The sequence below is a fragment of the Pseudomonas sp. W2I6 genome (assembly GCF_030815935.1).
In the GTDB taxonomy this organism is placed as follows: domain Bacteria; phylum Pseudomonadota; class Gammaproteobacteria; order Pseudomonadales; family Pseudomonadaceae; genus Aquipseudomonas.
In genome coordinates, this window is sequence record NZ_JAUSXJ010000001.1 from 315,284 (window position 1) to 331,734 (window position 16,451).

General features: G+C 61.7%; 13 protein-coding genes. 9 read left to right on the top strand and 4 right to left on the bottom strand.

Annotation, left to right across the window (positions count from 1 at the left end; translation table 11 throughout):
* Window positions 1–71: 71 nt before the first annotated feature.
* From dsbC to QF039_RS01535, 5 genes are all read left to right on the top strand, one after another.
* On the top strand, window positions 72–803 hold the full coding sequence (dsbC, locus tag QF039_RS01515) for a bifunctional protein-disulfide isomerase/oxidoreductase DsbC (protein WP_003209582.1): 732 nt from the start codon (window positions 72–74) through the stop codon (window positions 801–803).
* A 126-nt stretch (window positions 804–929) separates the two neighbouring features.
* Window positions 930–2,234, top strand: coding sequence for a homoserine dehydrogenase (locus tag QF039_RS01520; protein ID WP_177055031.1), 1,305 nt, complete (start codon window positions 930–932; stop codon window positions 2,232–2,234).
* A 67-nt stretch (window positions 2,235–2,301) separates the two neighbouring features.
* Window positions 2,302–3,711: a threonine synthase gene (gene thrC / locus QF039_RS01525; protein WP_003209579.1), complete on the top strand. Its 1,410-nt coding sequence runs from the start codon at window positions 2,302–2,304 to the stop codon at window positions 3,709–3,711.
* Window positions 3,712–3,820: 109 nt separating this feature from the next.
* Complete coding sequence (locus QF039_RS01530; protein WP_307516663.1) at window positions 3,821–7,402, top strand: transporter substrate-binding domain-containing protein; 3,582 nt, start codon at window positions 3,821–3,823, stop codon at window positions 7,400–7,402.
* Between the two features lie 73 nt (window positions 7,403–7,475).
* A complete protein-coding gene (locus QF039_RS01535; protein ID WP_134325814.1) occupies window positions 7,476–8,720 on the top strand; it encodes an EAL domain-containing protein in 1,245 nt (414 codons plus the stop codon).
* Here the strand turns inward: QF039_RS01535 and QF039_RS01540 are convergent.
* Both QF039_RS01540 and QF039_RS01545 read right to left on the bottom strand, forming a co-directional pair.
* Window positions 8,689–9,342 (bottom strand): response regulator transcription factor, encoded by a 654-nt coding sequence (locus QF039_RS01540; protein WP_307516664.1) that lies wholly within the window; start codon window positions 9,340–9,342, stop codon window positions 8,689–8,691. The genes QF039_RS01535 and QF039_RS01540 overlap by 32 nt on opposite strands.
* Window positions 9,343–9,492: 150 nt before the next feature.
* Window positions 9,493–9,693, bottom strand: coding sequence for a hypothetical protein (locus QF039_RS01545; RefSeq protein ID WP_003209572.1), 201 nt, complete (start codon window positions 9,691–9,693; stop codon window positions 9,493–9,495).
* 302 nt (window positions 9,694–9,995) lie between these two features.
* On the opposite strand from QF039_RS01545, the gene QF039_RS01550 reads away from it, so the two are divergent.
* Window positions 9,996–10,280, top strand: coding sequence for a DUF3509 domain-containing protein (locus QF039_RS01550; protein ID WP_003209570.1), 285 nt, complete (start codon window positions 9,996–9,998; stop codon window positions 10,278–10,280).
* Window positions 10,281–10,451: 171 nt separating this feature from the next.
* Here the strand turns inward: QF039_RS01550 and QF039_RS01555 are convergent, their stop codons facing one another.
* Together QF039_RS01555 and QF039_RS01560 are read right to left on the bottom strand one after the other, a co-directional pair.
* Window positions 10,452–11,330: a TIGR02285 family protein gene (locus QF039_RS01555; protein WP_307516666.1), complete on the bottom strand. Its 879-nt coding sequence runs from the start codon at window positions 11,328–11,330 to the stop codon at window positions 10,452–10,454.
* Window positions 11,330–12,529, bottom strand: coding sequence for a CaiB/BaiF CoA-transferase family protein (locus QF039_RS01560; RefSeq protein ID WP_307516668.1), 1,200 nt, complete (start codon window positions 12,527–12,529; stop codon window positions 11,330–11,332). Before QF039_RS01560 ends, QF039_RS01555 begins: the two co-directional genes overlap by 1 nt.
* 145 nt (window positions 12,530–12,674) lie before the next feature.
* Here QF039_RS01560 and QF039_RS01565 point away from each other — a divergent pair, with 145 nt between their 5' ends.
* The 3 genes from QF039_RS01565 (at window position 12,675) to QF039_RS01575 (ending at window position 16,371) form a co-directional block, all read left to right on the top strand.
* Window positions 12,675–13,217, top strand: a complete 543-nt coding sequence (locus QF039_RS01565) for a YaeQ family protein (protein WP_003209567.1) — start codon at window positions 12,675–12,677, stop codon at window positions 13,215–13,217.
* Between the two features lie 186 nt (window positions 13,218–13,403).
* On the top strand, window positions 13,404–15,113 hold the full coding sequence (gene recJ, locus QF039_RS01570) for a single-stranded-DNA-specific exonuclease RecJ (protein ID WP_307516670.1): 1,710 nt from the start codon (window positions 13,404–13,406) through the stop codon (window positions 15,111–15,113).
* A gap of 151 nt (window positions 15,114–15,264) precedes the next feature.
* Window positions 15,265–16,371, top strand: coding sequence for an NADH:flavin oxidoreductase/NADH oxidase (locus QF039_RS01575; protein WP_003209564.1), 1,107 nt, complete (start codon window positions 15,265–15,267; stop codon window positions 16,369–16,371).
* The last annotated feature ends 80 nt before the right edge of the window (window positions 16,372–16,451 follow it).

The following is a 16,451-nucleotide window of genomic DNA, read 5'->3' on the forward strand; positions in this document are numbered from 1 at the left end:
GGACGGCCCAAACCCGTGTTTGAAGATCGGTGTTCCTGCTCCCGTCCCTGCATCTGCCTTCAGGAGTTCCCATGCGCTTGACCCAGATTTTTGCCATCGCAGCCATTGCGTTGGTCTCAACCTTTGCCGTCGCCGACGACGCCGCAGAGAAGACAATCCGCAAGAGCCTGGAAGCCCTCCAGCTCGACACCCCGATTGAAAGCATCAACGCCAGCCCGATGGCCGGCCTGTACGAAGTCAAGCTCAAGGGCAGCCGCGTGCTGTACGCCAGTGCCGATGGCCAGTACATCGTCCAGGGCTACCTGTTCCAGCTCAAAGACGGCAAGCCGGTGAACCTCACCGAGAAAGCCGAGCGCCTGGGCGTGTCCAAGCTGATCAACGGTATTCCGGTGGCTGAAACCGTGGTTTACCCGGCCATCGGCGAAACCAAGACTCACATCACCGTGTTCACCGACACCACCTGCCCGTACTGCCACAAGCTGCATGCCGAAGTGCCTGAGCTGAACAAGCTCGGCGTTGAAGTGCGCTACGTGGCGTTCCCGCGCCAGGGCCTGGGTTCGCCGGGTGACGAGCAGTTGCAAGCCGTCTGGTGTTCGGCCGACAAGAAAGCGGCCATGGACAAGATGGTCGATGGCAAGGAAATCAAGGCCGCCAAGTGCGCCAACCCGGTTTCCAAGCAGTTCGCCCTCGGCCAGTCGATTGGTGTGAACGGTACGCCGGCCATCGTTTTGGCTGACGGCCAGGTGATTCCGGGCTACCAGCCTGCGCCGCAAGTTGCCAAACTGGCACTGAACGCAAAGTAAGCACTATCGTCGAGCCTTGACGATCATGATCCGCCGACAGTTCGGCGGGTCATTAATAGAGAGCCGCAGTTGTGCGGCTGTTTTCACGGCCGACCTTGAGTCGGCCGTTTCATGGGGAGTTCTTCAGTGAAACCGGTCAAAGTAGGCATCTGTGGGTTAGGGACCGTCGGTGGCGGCACCTTCAACGTACTTCAGCGTAACGCTGAAGAAATTTCCCGCCGTGCAGGGCGTGGGATTGAAGTGGCACAAATTGCCACGCGTACGCCAAAGCCTCAGTTCCAAACGACCGGTATTGCGATTACCAACGATGTCTTCGAAGTCGCCACCAACCCTGAAATCGATATCGTCATCGAGCTGGTAGGCGGCTACACCGTGGCCCGCGAGCTGGTGCTCAAGGCTATCGAAAACGGCAAGCATGTGGTCACTGCCAACAAGGCGCTGATTGCCGTGCACGGTAACGAAATCTTCGCCAGGGCCCGCGAGAAGGGCGTGATCGTGGCATTCGAAGCCGCCGTGGCCGGTGGTATCCCGGTGATCAAGGCGATCCGTGAAGGCCTGTCCGCCAACCGTATCAACTGGGTGGCCGGCATCATCAACGGCACCGGTAACTTCATCCTCACCGAAATGCGCGAGAAGGGCCGTACCTTCGAAGACGTGCTGGCCGAAGCCCAGGCCCTGGGTTACGCCGAAGCCGATCCGACCTTCGACGTGGAAGGCATCGACGCTGCCCACAAGCTGACCATCCTGGCGTCCATCGCCTTTGGTATCCCGCTGCAGTTCGACAAGGCCTATACCGAAGGCATCACCAAGCTGACCACCGCCGACGTGAACTACGCCGAAGCCCTGGGCTACCGCATCAAGCACCTCGGTGTGGCGCGCAGCACCCCGGCCGGTATCGAGCTGCGTGTGCACCCGACGCTGATCCCGGCCGACCGCCTGATCGCCAACGTCAATGGCGTGATGAACGCCGTGATGGTCAACGGTGACGCTGCCGGTTCCACCCTGTTCTACGGCGCCGGCGCCGGCATGGAGCCGACCGCTTCGTCTGTGATCGCCGACCTGGTGGACGTGGTGCGTGCCATGACCAGCGACCCGGAAAACCGCGTACCGCACCTGGCCTTCCAGCCGGATTCGCTGTCGGCCCACCCGATCCTGCCGATCGAAGCCTGCGAAAGTGCCTACTACCTGCGCATCCAGGCCAAGGATCATCCGGGCGTGCTCGCTCAGGTGGCCAGCATCCTGTCGGAGCGCGGCATCAATATTGAATCGATCATGCAGAAGGAAGTCGAAGAACAGGACGGCCTGGTGCCCATGATCCTGCTGACCCACCGTGTGCTGGAGCAGCACATCAACGACGCCATCGCCGCGCTTGAAGCGTTGCAGGGCGTGGTTGGGCCGGTGGTGCGGATTCGCGTCGAACACCTGAACTAATCGTTTTGCGGCAAGGGCCCCACGCGTTCGGCGGCCCTTGTTCAAGCATGCTCTAGAGGAGCCAGTCATGCGTTATATCAGCACCCGCGGCCAGGCACCGGCCCTGAATTTCGAAGACGTTCTGCTGGCCGGTCTGGCCACTGACGGCGGCCTGTACGTGCCGGAAAACCTGCCACGCTTTACCCAGGAAGAAATCGCTTCGTGGGCCGGCCTGCCGTACCACGAGCTGGCGTTCCGGGTCATGCGCCCGTTCGTCACCGGCAGCATCCCGGATGCGGATTTCAAGAAGATCCTGGAAGAAACCTACGGCGTGTTTTCCCACAGCGCCATCGCCCCGTTGCGTCAACTGAACGGCAACGAATGGGTCCTGGAGCTGTTCCACGGCCCAACCCTGGCGTTCAAGGACTTCGCCCTGCAACTGCTGGGTCGCCTGCTGGACTACGTGCTGGAAAAACGCGGTGAGCGCGTGGTGATCATCGGCGCTACTTCCGGTGATACCGGCTCGGCGGCGATCGAAGGCTGCAAGCACTGCGAAAACGTCGACATCTTCATCCTGCACCCGCACAACCGCGTGTCGGAAGTGCAGCGTCGTCAGATGACCACGATCTTCGGCGAGAACATCCACAACATCGCCATCGAAGGCAACTTCGATGACTGCCAGGAAATGGTCAAGGCCAGCTTCGCCGACCAGAGCTTCCTCAAAGGCACCCGCCTGGTAGCGGTGAACTCGATCAACTGGGCGCGGATCATGGCCCAGATCGTTTACTACTTCCATGCTTCCCTGCAGTTGGGCGGCCCGGCGCGTTCGGTGTCGTTCTCGGTGCCAACCGGCAACTTCGGCGACATCTTCGCCGGTTACCTGGCACGCAACATGGGCCTGCCGATCAACCAGTTGATCGTCGCCACCAACCGCAACGACATCCTGCACCGCTTCATGAGCGGCAACCAGTACGTCAAGGAAACCCTGCACGCCACACTGTCGCCGTCGATGGACATCATGGTCTCGTCGAACTTCGAACGCCTGCTGTTCGACATGCACGGTCGCAACGGTGCTGCCCTGGCCGGCCTGATGGACAGCTTCAAGCAAGGTGGCGGTTTCAGCGTCGAGCAGGAGCGCTGGACCGAAACCCGCAAGCTGTTCGACTCCCTGGCGGTGGACGACGCAGAAACCTGCGAGACCATCGCCGAAGTCTACGCCCAGACCGGCGAGCTGCTGGACCCGCACACCGCCATTGGCGTCAAGGCCGCGCGCGAATGCCGCCGCAGCCTGGACATCCCGATGGTGATTCTCGGCACCGCGCACCCGGTCAAATTCCCGGAAGCGGTAGAGAAGGCCGGGGTTGGCAAGGCGCTGGAATTGCCGCCGCACCTCACCGACCTGTTCGAGCGTGAAGAGCGTTGCACGGTATTGGCCAATGACCTGAAAGCGGTACAGGCGTTTGTCAGCCAGCATGGCAATCGCGGCAAGCCACTCTGAGCCAACGGCTTTGCGTGGTGGATCAAGCCCGTCTTCGTGACGGGCTTTTTCATTCTGGCGAGCCATACTTGCGCGGCGACCAACAAGAATAATCAAGGAAACCCAACCGGTGTATTTATCGACCCGAGCACACGCGTGGCTGGCATGTGTGCTGCTGCTTGGCCATGGTTCGGCAAGCCTCGCGGCTGTCAGCCTGCCGTTCAAGCTGGTGCCGGCGTTCATTGCCCTGGAGCCCATGCCCCTGACGGCCAGCGAGCAGCAATGGCTGGCGGCCCATCGGCCACTGAGAGTGGGCATTTCGATTGATGACTATCAGCCGATCGATATCACCCGCGACCGCAATCGCTACCAGGGCATCAGCGCCGATTACCTGAGCCTGATCGGTGCGCGTCTGCATGCACCGATGCAAGTCCTGGGTTTTGCCGAGCGGGCGCAGGCGGTGGAGGCCCTGCGGAGCGGCGCCATCGATATTCTCACCAGTGCCAACGGTTACGAGCGTGATGTGTCGGGGTTGCGCTTTACCGAAGACTACATGCCGGACCGCTCGGTGGTGGTCGTGCGCCGGGATGACAGCACCCAGAACGAGGACCTCAAGGACAAGAAGCTGGTGTTGCTGGACGGTTACGCCAACGTCAAGAACGTCCATCAGGCGTATCCCGGGAGCCACATCATGCTGGCACCGAATCTCTACAGTGGCCTCGAAGCGCTGAAGCAAGGTGATGCTGATGCGTTTATCGGCAACGAAGTGATCGTGCGCGCCTATAAATCGCTACGGCCCTACCTGGGCTTGCAGATCAAGGTGGAAAGCCGGCTGGCGCCCATCGGCTTTGCCTTTGCCACGCGGGAGGCCGACCCGCTGCTGGGCACGCTGATGGACCGGGCGCTGGCGAGTATTGATGAGTCTGTGCGGCGGGAGATCCTTGCGCGCTGGACCACTGGACTGGGGGTGGGCATTGCCGCCGAGCGCATCGCCTTGTCGGCCCCGGAACGGGCCTGGGTACTTCAGCATCCGCATGTGGTGGTGGCGTCCCAGCAACTGTCTCCCTATGTATTCAAGGACAAGGACGGCCAGTGGGTGGGGCTGAATGTGGACTTGCTCAACCGCATTTCACGCATGACCGGCCTGCAGTTCGTGATGGAGGAAGTGTCCTCCACGGCACAGACCCTGGGGTTGCTGGAAACGGGCAGGGCGGACATGAACACCACCCTGGCCGAGAATCAGGAGCGCAAGGCCTTTCTCGATTTCAGCCATGGGTTCGGGGGCTCAGGCTGGGTGTTTATCCAGCGCGCTGACGCACCGCCAGTGGCCAGTTTGAGCGAGCTTTCAGGCAAGGTGCTGGCGCTGCCGGCACGCCATGTCCTGGAGGGATATATTCGTCGCGAGCACCCCGGGATCAAGCTGCAATCGGTGGATAACTACGTCCAGGCCCGTGAGCTGGTAACGCAGGGTCGCGCGGCGGCGACTATCCAGAGTGAAGTGGAAGTGCAGAGTTACCCTGCCGATGAGTTGCGCATCGGCCGCAGTGTCGAGGGCAAGTGGTCGGCCAACAGCCTGTCGGTGCGCAAGGATCAACCGGAACTGCTGAGCATTTTGAACAAGGCGCTGGAAGCGCTGCCGGTCGCGGAGCTGAGCGCCCTGCGTTTGCGTTGGCTGGGGAGCGTACCCGTCCCGGTGCCGGCCTGGCAGCGTGTGCCGCCATGGGCCTACTGGACGGTCGCCATGGCGCTGCTGTTTGTGCTGGTGTCCCTGGCCTGGAACAGCCGGCTCAAGCGCCAGATTCGCCAGCGCCTCCAGGCCGAGCAGCGGCTCAACGACCAGTTGGCGTTCAAGCGCGCGCTGCTGGACGGCATGCCCAACCCGGTATTTGTGCGTGATCTGGAAGGACGCCTGGTGACCTGCAACACCAGCTATGAACAACAGTTGAACACCCGGCGCGAGCAGATCCAGGGCCTGACGCTGATGGAAAGCGGGCTGATGCCTGACGCTACGGCCGCGCGCCTGCATGCCGGCCACATGGAGCAATTGGCGAGCCAGCAGTCGCTGTTCGTCGACCGGCAGCTGGAGTTCAATGGCGGGGCGTTTCATGTGTATCAGTGGACGGTGCCGTTCTTCGACGCCAAGGGCCAGCTCCAGGGTTTGCTCGGTGGCTGGGTCGATATCAACGAGCGCAAGGTCCTGGAGCTCCAGCTGATGGATGCGCGGCAGGCCGCTGACGAAGCGAACTACGCAAAAAGCGCGTTTCTCTCGACCCTGAGCCACGAGATTCGCACGCCGATGACCGCCATTATCGGTCTGCTCGAGCTGGAGCAGGAGCGTGCCCAGGCTGAAGGCAAGCCAGTGTCTGAAGCCCTGCGAGTGGCCCATCGCTCGGCGCGTGAGTTGATTGCCCTGATGGGTGACAGCCTGGACCTGGCCAAGATTGAAGCCGGTCATCTGCAACTGGCGCCGCAGGCCACTGACTTGAAAGGTTTCTTCGAGGGCATACAGCGCTTGTTCGAACCCATGGCGCAGAAAAAGGGCCTTCACCTGACCCTGGCATTCGACCCGAGCGCGCAAGGATATTACTGGTTCGATCCGCTGCGCCTGCGTCAGGTTATCCATAACCTGTTGGGCAACGCGCTCAAGTTCACCTCGCGCGGTGAGGTTCGGGTCAGTGTTGCGCGCAAGCTTGACCCGGCGGGGGCCGAATATTTGCAGCTGTGTGTGGAGGACAGCGGGCCGGGCATTGGCGTCGAGCAGCAGGCGCGAGTGTTCAAGCCGTTTATCCAGGTCAGCGCGCGGACGGCTGCCGAGCACGGCGGCACGGGACTGGGCTTGAGCATCTGCCAGCAACTGGTGGAATTGATGGGAGGCAGCATCACCCTGAGCAGCGTGGTGGGAGAGGGCACGGTGGTGTGCATCGACCTGTACCTGGATCGGGTCAGCAGTGACGACGTGCCAGCATCTGCGGGTGTACCGCTGCTGGTGGCCGGCCGCAACCTGTCGGTGTTGGTGGTGGATGACCTGCCGGCCAATCGGCTGGTGCTGGTTCAGCAGTTGCAGTTCCTGGGTCATCAAGTAGTGGCCGTCGACTCGGCCGAAGCGGCCTTGCAGCGTTGGCATCATGAGGTGTTTGACGTCCTGGTCACCGATTGCAATATGCCGGGCATGTCCGGCTATGCCTTGAGTGAGGCCATCCGCCGGCTGGAAGCACAGGAGCGACGGCCACGCCTGGCGCTGGTGGGTTGCACGGCGAATGCCCTGGATGATGAACAGCAGCGCTGCCGGGAGGCGGGAATGGATGAACTGCTGGTCAAGCCCGTGACCCTTGAGCACTGGACGCGTGTGTTCGCCCGCGTCGTGCCTGCACGCTCTTTCAGCATCCAGACCCTGCGCACCATGACCCAGGCCGACGGACCGGTTTTGCAGCGGATGCTGCAGGAGTTGGCGAGGAGCCTTGAGCAGGAGCATAACCTGATGGCCTCCGCCATGGCGGACCACGACCAGGTCCGGCTGGCCGCCTCGCTGCACCGCCTGAAGGGCATATGCTGCCTGGTGGATGCGTTGCCGCTGGCCAAGGCCTGTGTGGCGCTGGAAGGGTGTATTCGGGAGCAGCGCAACGCTGAGATTGAAATGCATTGGTTAGCGCTGCGCGAAGCATTGATCGAATTCCAGGTCGAGCTTGAGGCTTATCTGGACCCGTCCGAATAAGACATGTCCTATGGGGAAGGCGCGGGGTTTTTATTAGTCTGTGCACCCTCGCTTCTCCCCGGTAACGTTTTTCATGCGCTCCCTCAACGTCCTGATCCTCGAAGATAACCCGTTCCAACTGATGGCCCTGCATCAGATGCTCAACGCCAACGGCGTATTCAATGTACGCACGGCCGAAACGGTCGACGCCGCTCGCCAGTCACTGGAGAGCAAGGGCGCGGTGGACATCGCGATTTGCGATCTGTACCTGGAGCAGGGTGATGGCCTTGAGCTGATTCGGGAAATGGCCGAGCGCCGCCAGGCTCAGGTGTTGATCCTGCTGAGCAACGCCGAGCCGGATGTGCTGGAAGGCGTGGCGCACATGGCCCGACAGTTGGGGCTCAACGTGCTCGGCTGCCTGCCCAAACCGGCGTCGGCAACGCTGATCGGGAAAGTCCTCGAGGCGTGCCGGGAACGCTTGCGGCCCGGGCCGCCGGTGGTGTCCTGGGAGCGGGTGCGCCAGTTGCTGGACTTGAGTGAGTCCGAGCAGTTGCCGCCTTCGGCGGATCTGAGCCAGGTCGCTATCGCCCGCTGCGGCACGGTCTGGTATCAGCCCATTGTCAGCCAGGCGGGCGTGTTGCAAGGTGTCGAAGCGCTGGCCCGCTGGCAGCTTCCTGACGGCGAGTTGCTGTTGCCTGACGCGTTTCTGCCGGTGCTGGAGTTTGCCGGAATGGAAGAGGCGTTTACCTGGCACGTGCTGGAACAAGCGCTGGGCCAGGCGGCACACGTCATGCGCGAAACCGGGCAGGTGCTGCCGGTGGCGGTGAATATCCCGGGGCGGATGCTGGAGCGTCCGCACTTTCCCCAAGTGCTGCAAGGCTTGCTGCAACTTCACGGCGTGCCCGCCCGTGGCCTGACTCTGGAACTGGTGGAAACCTCGCGCCTGAACACCGACAGCGCCCACGTCACCGGCTTGCTGCGTTTGCGGATGATGGGGTGCAAGCTGTCCATCGGTGATTTCGGCGTGGGCGGCACCAGCCTGCAACGCTTGCTGGAATTGCCCTTCAGCGAATTGAAGATCCCGCCGGCGTTTGCCAGCGGCATGGCCAGGGACGATCGCAAGGCGGCAGTGGTTGCCGGCGCCATGAGCATGGCGAGGCGACTGGGTGTGGGTGTGGTGGTGACCGGGGTTGAAAGCGCCGCCGACTATCACGCGGTAAGTGAACTGGGGGCTGCGTGGTTGCAAGGCTGCTTTATCGCCGGCCCCATGGACGCCGAGGCGCTGAAGCAGTGGATCGCGTTTCAGGCTAGGCCAGCCCGTGTTCCTGCACATAGATAAACAGCGCGGCGTCGTTGCTCAGGCCCAGCTTGCGCATGGCGCTGACCTTTTGTGCACTGACGGTTTGCTTGCTGCGATGAAGATTCGCGGCGATCTCGCCTACCGTCAGGCCGCCGGCCAGCAGGCGGATGACTTCAAGTTCACGGGGTGATAGTTGATCCTGGGAGTGCACACGCTCGACGCCTGCCAGGTTCAGTGACTGACTGATGGTCTGGGCCACATAACGTCGCTGCTGGCGCACCCGACGGATTGCTTCAGGCAATTCGTCTGCGAGACTGGCCTTGCTCAGCAGGCCCATGACACCCAACTCCAGGATGGCGTGGAACAGGCCGGCGTTGTTCAGCATGGTCACCACCACGATGGGCAGGCCCGGGTGATGCCGGCGCAGTTGTTCGATCAGGCGCAAGCCGTCGGCCTGGGGCTCGGCGGGCATCATGAAGTCGGTCACCAGAATGTCGCAGGCACAACGTTGCAGCAGTTCGCCAAGGGCCTGGGGTGAGTTGGCTTCACCGACGATGGTTAGCCTCTCGTCACGTTCCAGGACCGCCCGCAGACCGATGAGGAAAATCGGGTGGTCGTCGGCGAGGACGATGCGCAATGGCTTGTCAGACGTTTCGTTCAATACAGGCTCCCAGGGTAATTTGGGGATTCTAGCCTGTTAACGCAGGAGAGGCTCTGAAGGTGGGTTCTACAAAGGCGTAAAAAACGCCGCGTCCCCGTCCGTGGGGCAGCGGAGTTTTTCGTTTCTGGCAGGCCCGGCCGGAGCGATCGTTTAGGCGAGTAGTTTCTGCGCCACTGCCATTACGGTTCCGACAGCCGTGAAGAAGCCGATGGCGATACCAACGGGATACCAGAAATTCTCTCGGGTTATCTTGTGGGACTCTGCGTTTAGCTTGCGTTGCTCGGCATAAATTCTGGATATGTCGGCGTGAATCTTCTCTAGTATTGCCTGCTCTTTTTCGTGTTCCAGCATGGTCTTCGTCCTTCGCAACGGGGCCTCTTGGTATGCGCTGTTTATCGATGTGCCGGCATGATCAGCACTCACCGAGTATAGGATTCACCCTCGGCATCAGCGCCAAAACGGCAACTCATTGAGTAAGCAGTTATGTGCTGCCGTTTTTTGCTTGTCATGTTGCAAGCGCATGCTGAACACGTCATCCCCCGGCAACCCTTGAAAGACGAAAAAGCGAACTTTCCTACGACGCAAATAGTCACTTAGGATAGATGCAGCTCCCGTTTACACGATTGTTTCCGAACTATTGAGTGGTGATCGAGATGGAAAGTATCAGCCTATTGCTCGGTGAAGCACTGAGCCCTTATCAGGTCACGCTGACCACCTCGGGTGTGCAGGGCGAATGCCTGGTGACCGTAAAGAATCCGGCCGGTGCCATCGTGGTCGAACGAGAAGTCGACCAGGCACAATTGACCGACAAGCGTGCATTGGTGGATGTGGTGGACTGTTTGCACCGCGACTTGATGATTGCCGAAGGACGCCTGGAACCCTCGGTCATGGCGGCCCTGCGTAATGCGGCCCTGACTCGGCCGATCGCCTGCGCATGAAGATTTATTTTTGTTGGGAACCTTCCTACGGCAAGGTGAGTCAGATTTTGTAACAGCGAGATCAAGCATTGTGCTCCGGTGCTTGTGGCTCGTTGTTACTGGTCTTTTTAGGCCCTTATTAACCCCGAGTTGTCTCCCCACTGCTCGGGGTTTCTTTTTGCCTGCGATTTGTCATGGGCTCGGGGCATCCTGAAAAAACGTCGGGTGGTCTTGCAGGTATTGCTCACACATGACCGGGTCGAGCCATGAGGCGTAGGACTGTCGCAGTTGCTCCTGCGGGATCTCGCGCAGCACCTGATTGATCCGCTCGATAGCCGTGCGGCCTGAGGCGTTATCCGTGCAGGCAATCCGGGTCAGTTGATAGGGCGGGGTGCCTTTGATGGGGTAGAAGATCAGCTCCTGTGGATCAATGCCTTGTTGCAGCGCCTGGTAGCGCACTTCTGTCCAGTAACCCAGCACCGCTTCCAGCCGCCCCTTTCGTTGCATCTGCAGCAGGCTGCCGAGGGCGTCATTGCCGTAATGCGGCGCCAGTTTGTGAGCACTGGTGTGCTTCAGCGCTTCATCGATGATGGCGCCGTAGCTGCGTTCGGCGATGATGCCAAGGCGCGCATCCCGTGCATTCAAAAATGCCTCCAGGTCGAACAGTCCATCCACCACAAACGGCGCCAGCAGCGCCCGCTGACCCTGGCGGATCGTCACCCCGTTGCTCACGGCCGCGAAGGCCTGGGCGGAAAACACGATGGTTTTAGCGCGCTCCGCCGTCCACAGCAGGGACGGGTCGCAGGTAAGCGTGCCGGGGTCGCGGAGCATCTGCATGCCGCGCGCGCGGTTCACGTGGAGGATCTGATGTCGATACTCCGGCATGTGTTCGGCGAGTATCGGCAGCAGTTGGTCGAGGGCGCCCTGGCCTTTTTGCGGGCCTTCGAAAATCGTCACTGGCGGCAGGTCACGCAACAGCCAGGTCAGGGTTTCCTGGGCCTGGCTCGACAGTGGCCAAGTCCCGAGCAGTGAACCCAGGAGGCAGAGTCGAATGATGAAGCGCCGGCCCATCAGATCGCGCCGTTCTCACGCAGGCGAGTAACGGCGGCCGCATCGTAGCCCAATTCAGCGAGCACCACGCTGTTGTGCTCGCCCAGCTGCGGTCCGACCCACTCACAGCTGCCCGGTGTGTCCGACAGTTTGGGCACGATGCCGGGCATCTTGAAGTCCTTGCCGCCCGGGAGCTGCGCCTTGAGGAACATCTCGCGGGCAAGAAATTGCGGGTCTCCCAGCATGTCTTGCGCGCTGTAGATACGGCTGGCGGGCACTTCGGCCTTGTTCAACTGTTCCACCACTTGCTCAAGCGGCAGCGAGTTGACCCAGCGATCAATCACCCCGTACAACTCATCGCGCCGGCTGTCGCGGCCATCGTTGCTGGCCAGTGCCGGGTCGTTGGCCAGGTCGTCGCGACCAATGGCTGACATGAAGCGCTTGAAGATCGCGTCGCCATTGGCGCCGATCTGCACATGCTTGCCATCTTTGCTGGTGTGGATCGAGGAGGGCGTGATGCCGGGCATGATGTTGCCGGTGCGCTCGCGGATAAAGCCGAACACGTCGAACTCCGGGATCATGCTCTCCATCATCGCGAAGATCGCCTCATACAGCGCCACATCCACCACCTGGCCGAGCCCGCCATTCACTTCACGATGACGCAGGGCCATCAGCGCCCCGATCACGGCCCACAACGCCGCGATCGAGTCCCCGATGGAAATCCCGGTGCGCACCGGCGGGCGGTCCTCGAAACCGGTGATGTAACGCAGGCCCCCCATGGATTCGCCCACCGCGCCAAACCCAGGCTGGTCCTTCATCGGCCCGGTCTGGCCAAAGCCCGAGAGGCGCACCATCACCAGTTTCGGGTTCAGGGCGTGCAAGGTTTCCCAGCTCAGGCCGAGCTTTTCCAGCACGCCAGGGCGAAAGTTCTCGATCAAAATGTCGGCATCCGCCAACAGTTGCTTGAGGATCGCCAGGCCGTCCGGGTGTGTCAGGTTCAGGGTCAGGGATTTCTTGTTGCGCGCCTGCACAAACCACCACAGCGAGGTGCCTTCATACAGCTTGCGCCACTTGCGCAGCGGGTCGCCGCCATCCGGGGATTCGACCTTGATCACCTCGGCGCCGAACTCGGCGCAGATGCGCGACGCAAACGGGCCGGCGATCAAGGTGCCGAGTTCGATGACTTTCAGGCCGGCAAGTGGTTTGGCGGTAAACGACATGAGGAACCTTTCGGGCAGGGCAGGGATGTGAGCCTTTTAACATAGGCGAGTGGCGCAGTGATAAGGATGATGCAGCGCAGTATTCGTTGAATCACCTCGCCATCGGTTAGACTTGCCGCCTTTCCCTGTCTCTAGAAGTCCGTTCATGGCCCAGCCGTCCACGACCTACAAGTTTGAACTCAACCTCACCGACCTTGACCGTTCGGTGTACGAGAGCGTCAAGCAGACCATCGCCCGCCACCCTTCGGAAACCGAAGAGCGCATGACCGTGCGTTTGCTGGCCTACGCGCTTTTCTACAACGAGCAGCTGTCTTTCGGTCGTGGCCTGTCAGATGTAGACGAGCCGGCGCTGTGGGAAAAGAGCCTGGATGATCGCGTCCTGCACTGGATCGAAGTCGGCCAGCCGGACGCGGACCGCCTGACCTGGTGTTCCCGCCGTACCGAACGCACGACCTTGCTGGCCTACGGCAGCTTGCGCGTCTGGGAAGGCAAAGTGGTGCCGGTGGCGAAGAACCTGAAAAACGTGAGCATCGCCGCCGTCCCCCAGGAAATCCTGGAAGTCCTGGCCAAGGACATGCCACGAGTGATCAAGTGGGACGTGATGATCAGCGAAGGCACGATCTTCGTGACCGATGACCGTGGCCAGCACGAAGTCCAGCTGGAATGGCTGGCTGGCGAGCGCGGCTGAAACGTCGATAACTGATTGGACGCTGGTCGAGTGTGGGAGCTGTCGAGCTTCAGCGAGGCTGCGATGCAGGCGCTGCGGTCTGACAGGTACACCGAGGTGATCCCATCGCAGCCTCGCTGGGGCTCGACAGCTCCTACAAGGGATCACCGCTAATTTTCAACATTAAAGAGAAGTTTCCGTCACCCCATGCGTATCGATCCTCGCCCGTTGCCCGCCGTCCTGCCATTCCTCGGTGAATTGCCACCGTTGTTGACCCGTCTCTACGCCGCACGCGGGGTGCAATCGGAAGCCGAGCTGGATAAAAGCCTGGCGCGGCTGATCCCGTATCAGCAGCTCAAGGGCATCGATGCCGCGGTGGACTTGCTGATGACGGCCCTGGAGCAGCGCCAGCGGATCCTGATCGTGGGTGACTTCGACGCCGACGGCGCCACCGCCAGCACCGTGGGCACCCTGGGCCTGCGCTTGTTGGGTGCTGCCCATGTCGACTACCTGGTGCCCAACCGTTTCGAATACGGCTACGGCCTGACCCCGGAAATCGTCGCCGTGGCCCTGCAGCGCCAGCCACAGCTGCTGATCACCGTGGACAACGGTATCTCCAGCGTCGAAGGTGTGGCGGCCGCAAAAGCGGCGGGGCTCAAGGTGCTGGTTACCGACCACCACTTGCCGGGCGACGAACTGCCCGCAGCCGACGCCATCGTCAACCCGAACCAGCCGGGCTGTGAATTCCCCAGCAAGGCCCTGGCGGGTGTGGGCGTGATCTTCTACGTGCTGATGGCCCTGCGTGCGCGCTTGCGCAGTTTGGGTTGGTACGAGAACAAGCCGCAGCCGAATATCGGCGAACTGCTGGACCTGGTGGCCCTGGGCAGCGTGGCCGACGTGGTCCCGCTGGACGCCAACAATCGCATCCTGGTCTACCAGGGCCTGGAACGCATTCGCGCCGGTCGTGCCCGGCCGGGGATCAAGGCGATCCTCGAAGTAGCCAAGCGCGATCACGCCCGCATCACCTCCACCGACCTTGGTTTTATCCTCGGCCCGCGCCTGAACGCCGCCGGGCGCCTGGATGACATGAGCCTGGGTATCGAGTGCCTGCTCACCTCGGATTTCGCCGCCGCCCGGGAAATGGCCGCGCAACTGGACGGCATGAACCAGGACCGCAAGTCCATCGAACAAGGCATGCAGCGCGAGGCCCTGGCCCAGCTCAAGGACTTGCCGGTGGAGTCGATGCCGTATGGCTTGTGCCTGTTCGACCCGGAATGGCACCAGGGCGTGATCGGCATCCTTGCCTCGCGCATGAAAGAGCGTTACTTCCGCCCGACCATCGCCTTTGCCGACGCCGGTGACGGCCTGCTCAAGGGCTCCGGACGCTCCGTGCCGGGTTTTCATATCCGTGACGCGCTGGCCGTGGTGGCCAGCCAGCACCCAACGCTGATCGCCAAGTACGGCGGCCACGCCATGGCGGCAGGTCTTACCTTGCCCGAGGCCAACTTCCCACTGTTCGCCGAGGCCTTTGACGCCGAAGTGCGTCGGCAACTGCGCGAAGAAGACCTGACGGGCCGGCTGCTGTCCGACGGCACCCTGGCGGTTGAAGAGTTTCACCTGGAACTGGCCCGCGCCCTGCGCAACGCCGGGCCGTGGGGCCAGCATTTCCCAGAGCCGTTGTTTCACGGGGTGTTCCAACTGGTGGAGCAGCGCGTCGTCGGCGAGCGCCATCTGAAGGTGGTGCTCAAGAGCGAGTGTGGATCGGTGAAGCTCGATGGCATTGCTTTCGGCATCGACCGTGAGATCTGGCCCAACCCCACCATTCGTTGGGTGGAACTGGCCTACAAGCTCGACGTGAACGAGTTCCGTGGCCAGGAAACCGTGCAACTGATGATCGCGCATATCGAGCCGCGCTGAACCCTGTGCAATCCTCTGTTGTCGACTAGTCTCTAAGCACTGTGTGATCGGTCTTGTGACCTTGTCTTATTTCAGCCCGCCGGGGACGGGTTTTTCGTCGACCTTTCAAACAGAACCCTGGAGCCTGCCCACTGCATAAAAGAGGTGCCCCATGAGTCTGCTGCTTGAACCCTATACCCTGCGCCAACTGACCCTGCTCAACCGCATCGCCGTTTCGCCGATGTGCCAGTATTCCAGCGTCGATGGCCTGGCCAATGACTGGCACCTGGTGCACCTCGGCAGCCGTGCCGTCGGTGGCGCCGGGCTGATCTTTACCGAAGCCACCGCCGTGACTGCCGATGGCCGCATCACCGCCCAGGACCTGGGCCTGTGGAACGACGAACAGATCGAACCGCTGCAACGCATCACGCGCTTTATCAATGCCCAGGGCGCGGTGGCGGGCATTCAACTGGCCCACGCCGGGCGCAAAGCCAGCACGCACCGGCCATGGATCGGCAAGCACGGCAGCGTCAAGCCGGAAGATGGCGGCTGGGTGCCGGTGGGCCCCTCGCCGATTGCCTTCGATCCGCAGCACACTTCCCCCAAGCAACTCGATGAAGGGCAGATCCAGCAAGTGATCGCTGACTTCGTCGCTGCCGCCAAGCGCGCGTTGACCGCCGGTTTCAAAGTGGCGGAAATCCATGCCGCCCATGGCTACCTGTTGCATCAATTTCTTTCGCCCCTGAGCAACCAGCGCCAGGACCAGTACGGCGGCTCGTTCGAAAACCGCATCCGCCTGGTGCTGCAAGTGACCACGGCGGTGCGTGAGGCCTGGCCGCAAGAGCTGCCGCTGTTTGTACGGGTCTCGGCCACCGATTGGGTCGAGGACGGCTGGAACCCGGATGAAACCGTCGAACTGGCGCGCCGCCTGAAAGACCTGGGCGTCGACCTGATCGACGTCTCCTCGGGTGGCACCGCGGCCAATGCGGAAATTCCTACCGGGCCCGGCTACCAGACCCGCTTTGCCGAGCGTGTGCGCAAAGAGTCGGGAATCGCCACCGGCACCGTGGGCATGATTACCGAGCCCGCCCAGGCCGAGCACATCCTGCGCACCTGCCAGGCCGATATCATTTTCCTCGCCCGTGAACTGTTGCGTGACCCGTACTGGCCACTGCATGCCGACGATGACCTGGGCGGGCGCAAAGCCACCTGGCCGGCCCAGTATCAGCGGGCTACGCATCGAGACCAGCCGATTCATGAGTCGGATTTGCGGGATTAACCTTGCGTAGGAAAACGCCTGAAGCTAATGTCGAAACTATGACTCTATTACTGAACGCCTCGATTATTCCCACCCTCCAG

Excerpts from the sequence above, each read along its gene's own strand:
- dsbC (WP_003209582.1), top strand. The coding sequence starts at position 72 with ATGCGCTTGACCCAGATTTTTGCCATCGCAGCCATTGCGTTGGTCTCA.
- thrC (WP_003209579.1), top strand. The coding sequence starts at position 2,302 with ATGCGTTATATCAGCACCCGCGGCCAGGCACCGGCCCTGAATTTCGAA.
- QF039_RS01535 (WP_134325814.1), top strand. The coding sequence starts at position 7,476 with ATGCGCTCCCTCAACGTCCTGATCCTCGAAGATAACCCGTTCCAACTG.
- QF039_RS01545 (WP_003209572.1), bottom strand. The coding sequence starts at position 9,693 with ATGCTGGAACACGAAAAAGAGCAGGCAATACTAGAGAAGATTCACGCC.
- QF039_RS01550 (WP_003209570.1), top strand. The coding sequence starts at position 9,996 with ATGGAAAGTATCAGCCTATTGCTCGGTGAAGCACTGAGCCCTTATCAG.
- QF039_RS01555 (WP_307516666.1), bottom strand. The coding sequence starts at position 11,330 with ATGGGCCGGCGCTTCATCATTCGACTCTGCCTCCTGGGTTCACTGCTC.
- QF039_RS01560 (WP_307516668.1), bottom strand. The coding sequence starts at position 12,529 with ATGTCGTTTACCGCCAAACCACTTGCCGGCCTGAAAGTCATCGAACTC.
- QF039_RS01565 (WP_003209567.1), top strand. The coding sequence starts at position 12,675 with ATGGCCCAGCCGTCCACGACCTACAAGTTTGAACTCAACCTCACCGAC.
- recJ (WP_307516670.1), top strand. The coding sequence starts at position 13,404 with ATGCGTATCGATCCTCGCCCGTTGCCCGCCGTCCTGCCATTCCTCGGT.
- QF039_RS01575 (WP_003209564.1), top strand. The coding sequence starts at position 15,265 with ATGAGTCTGCTGCTTGAACCCTATACCCTGCGCCAACTGACCCTGCTC.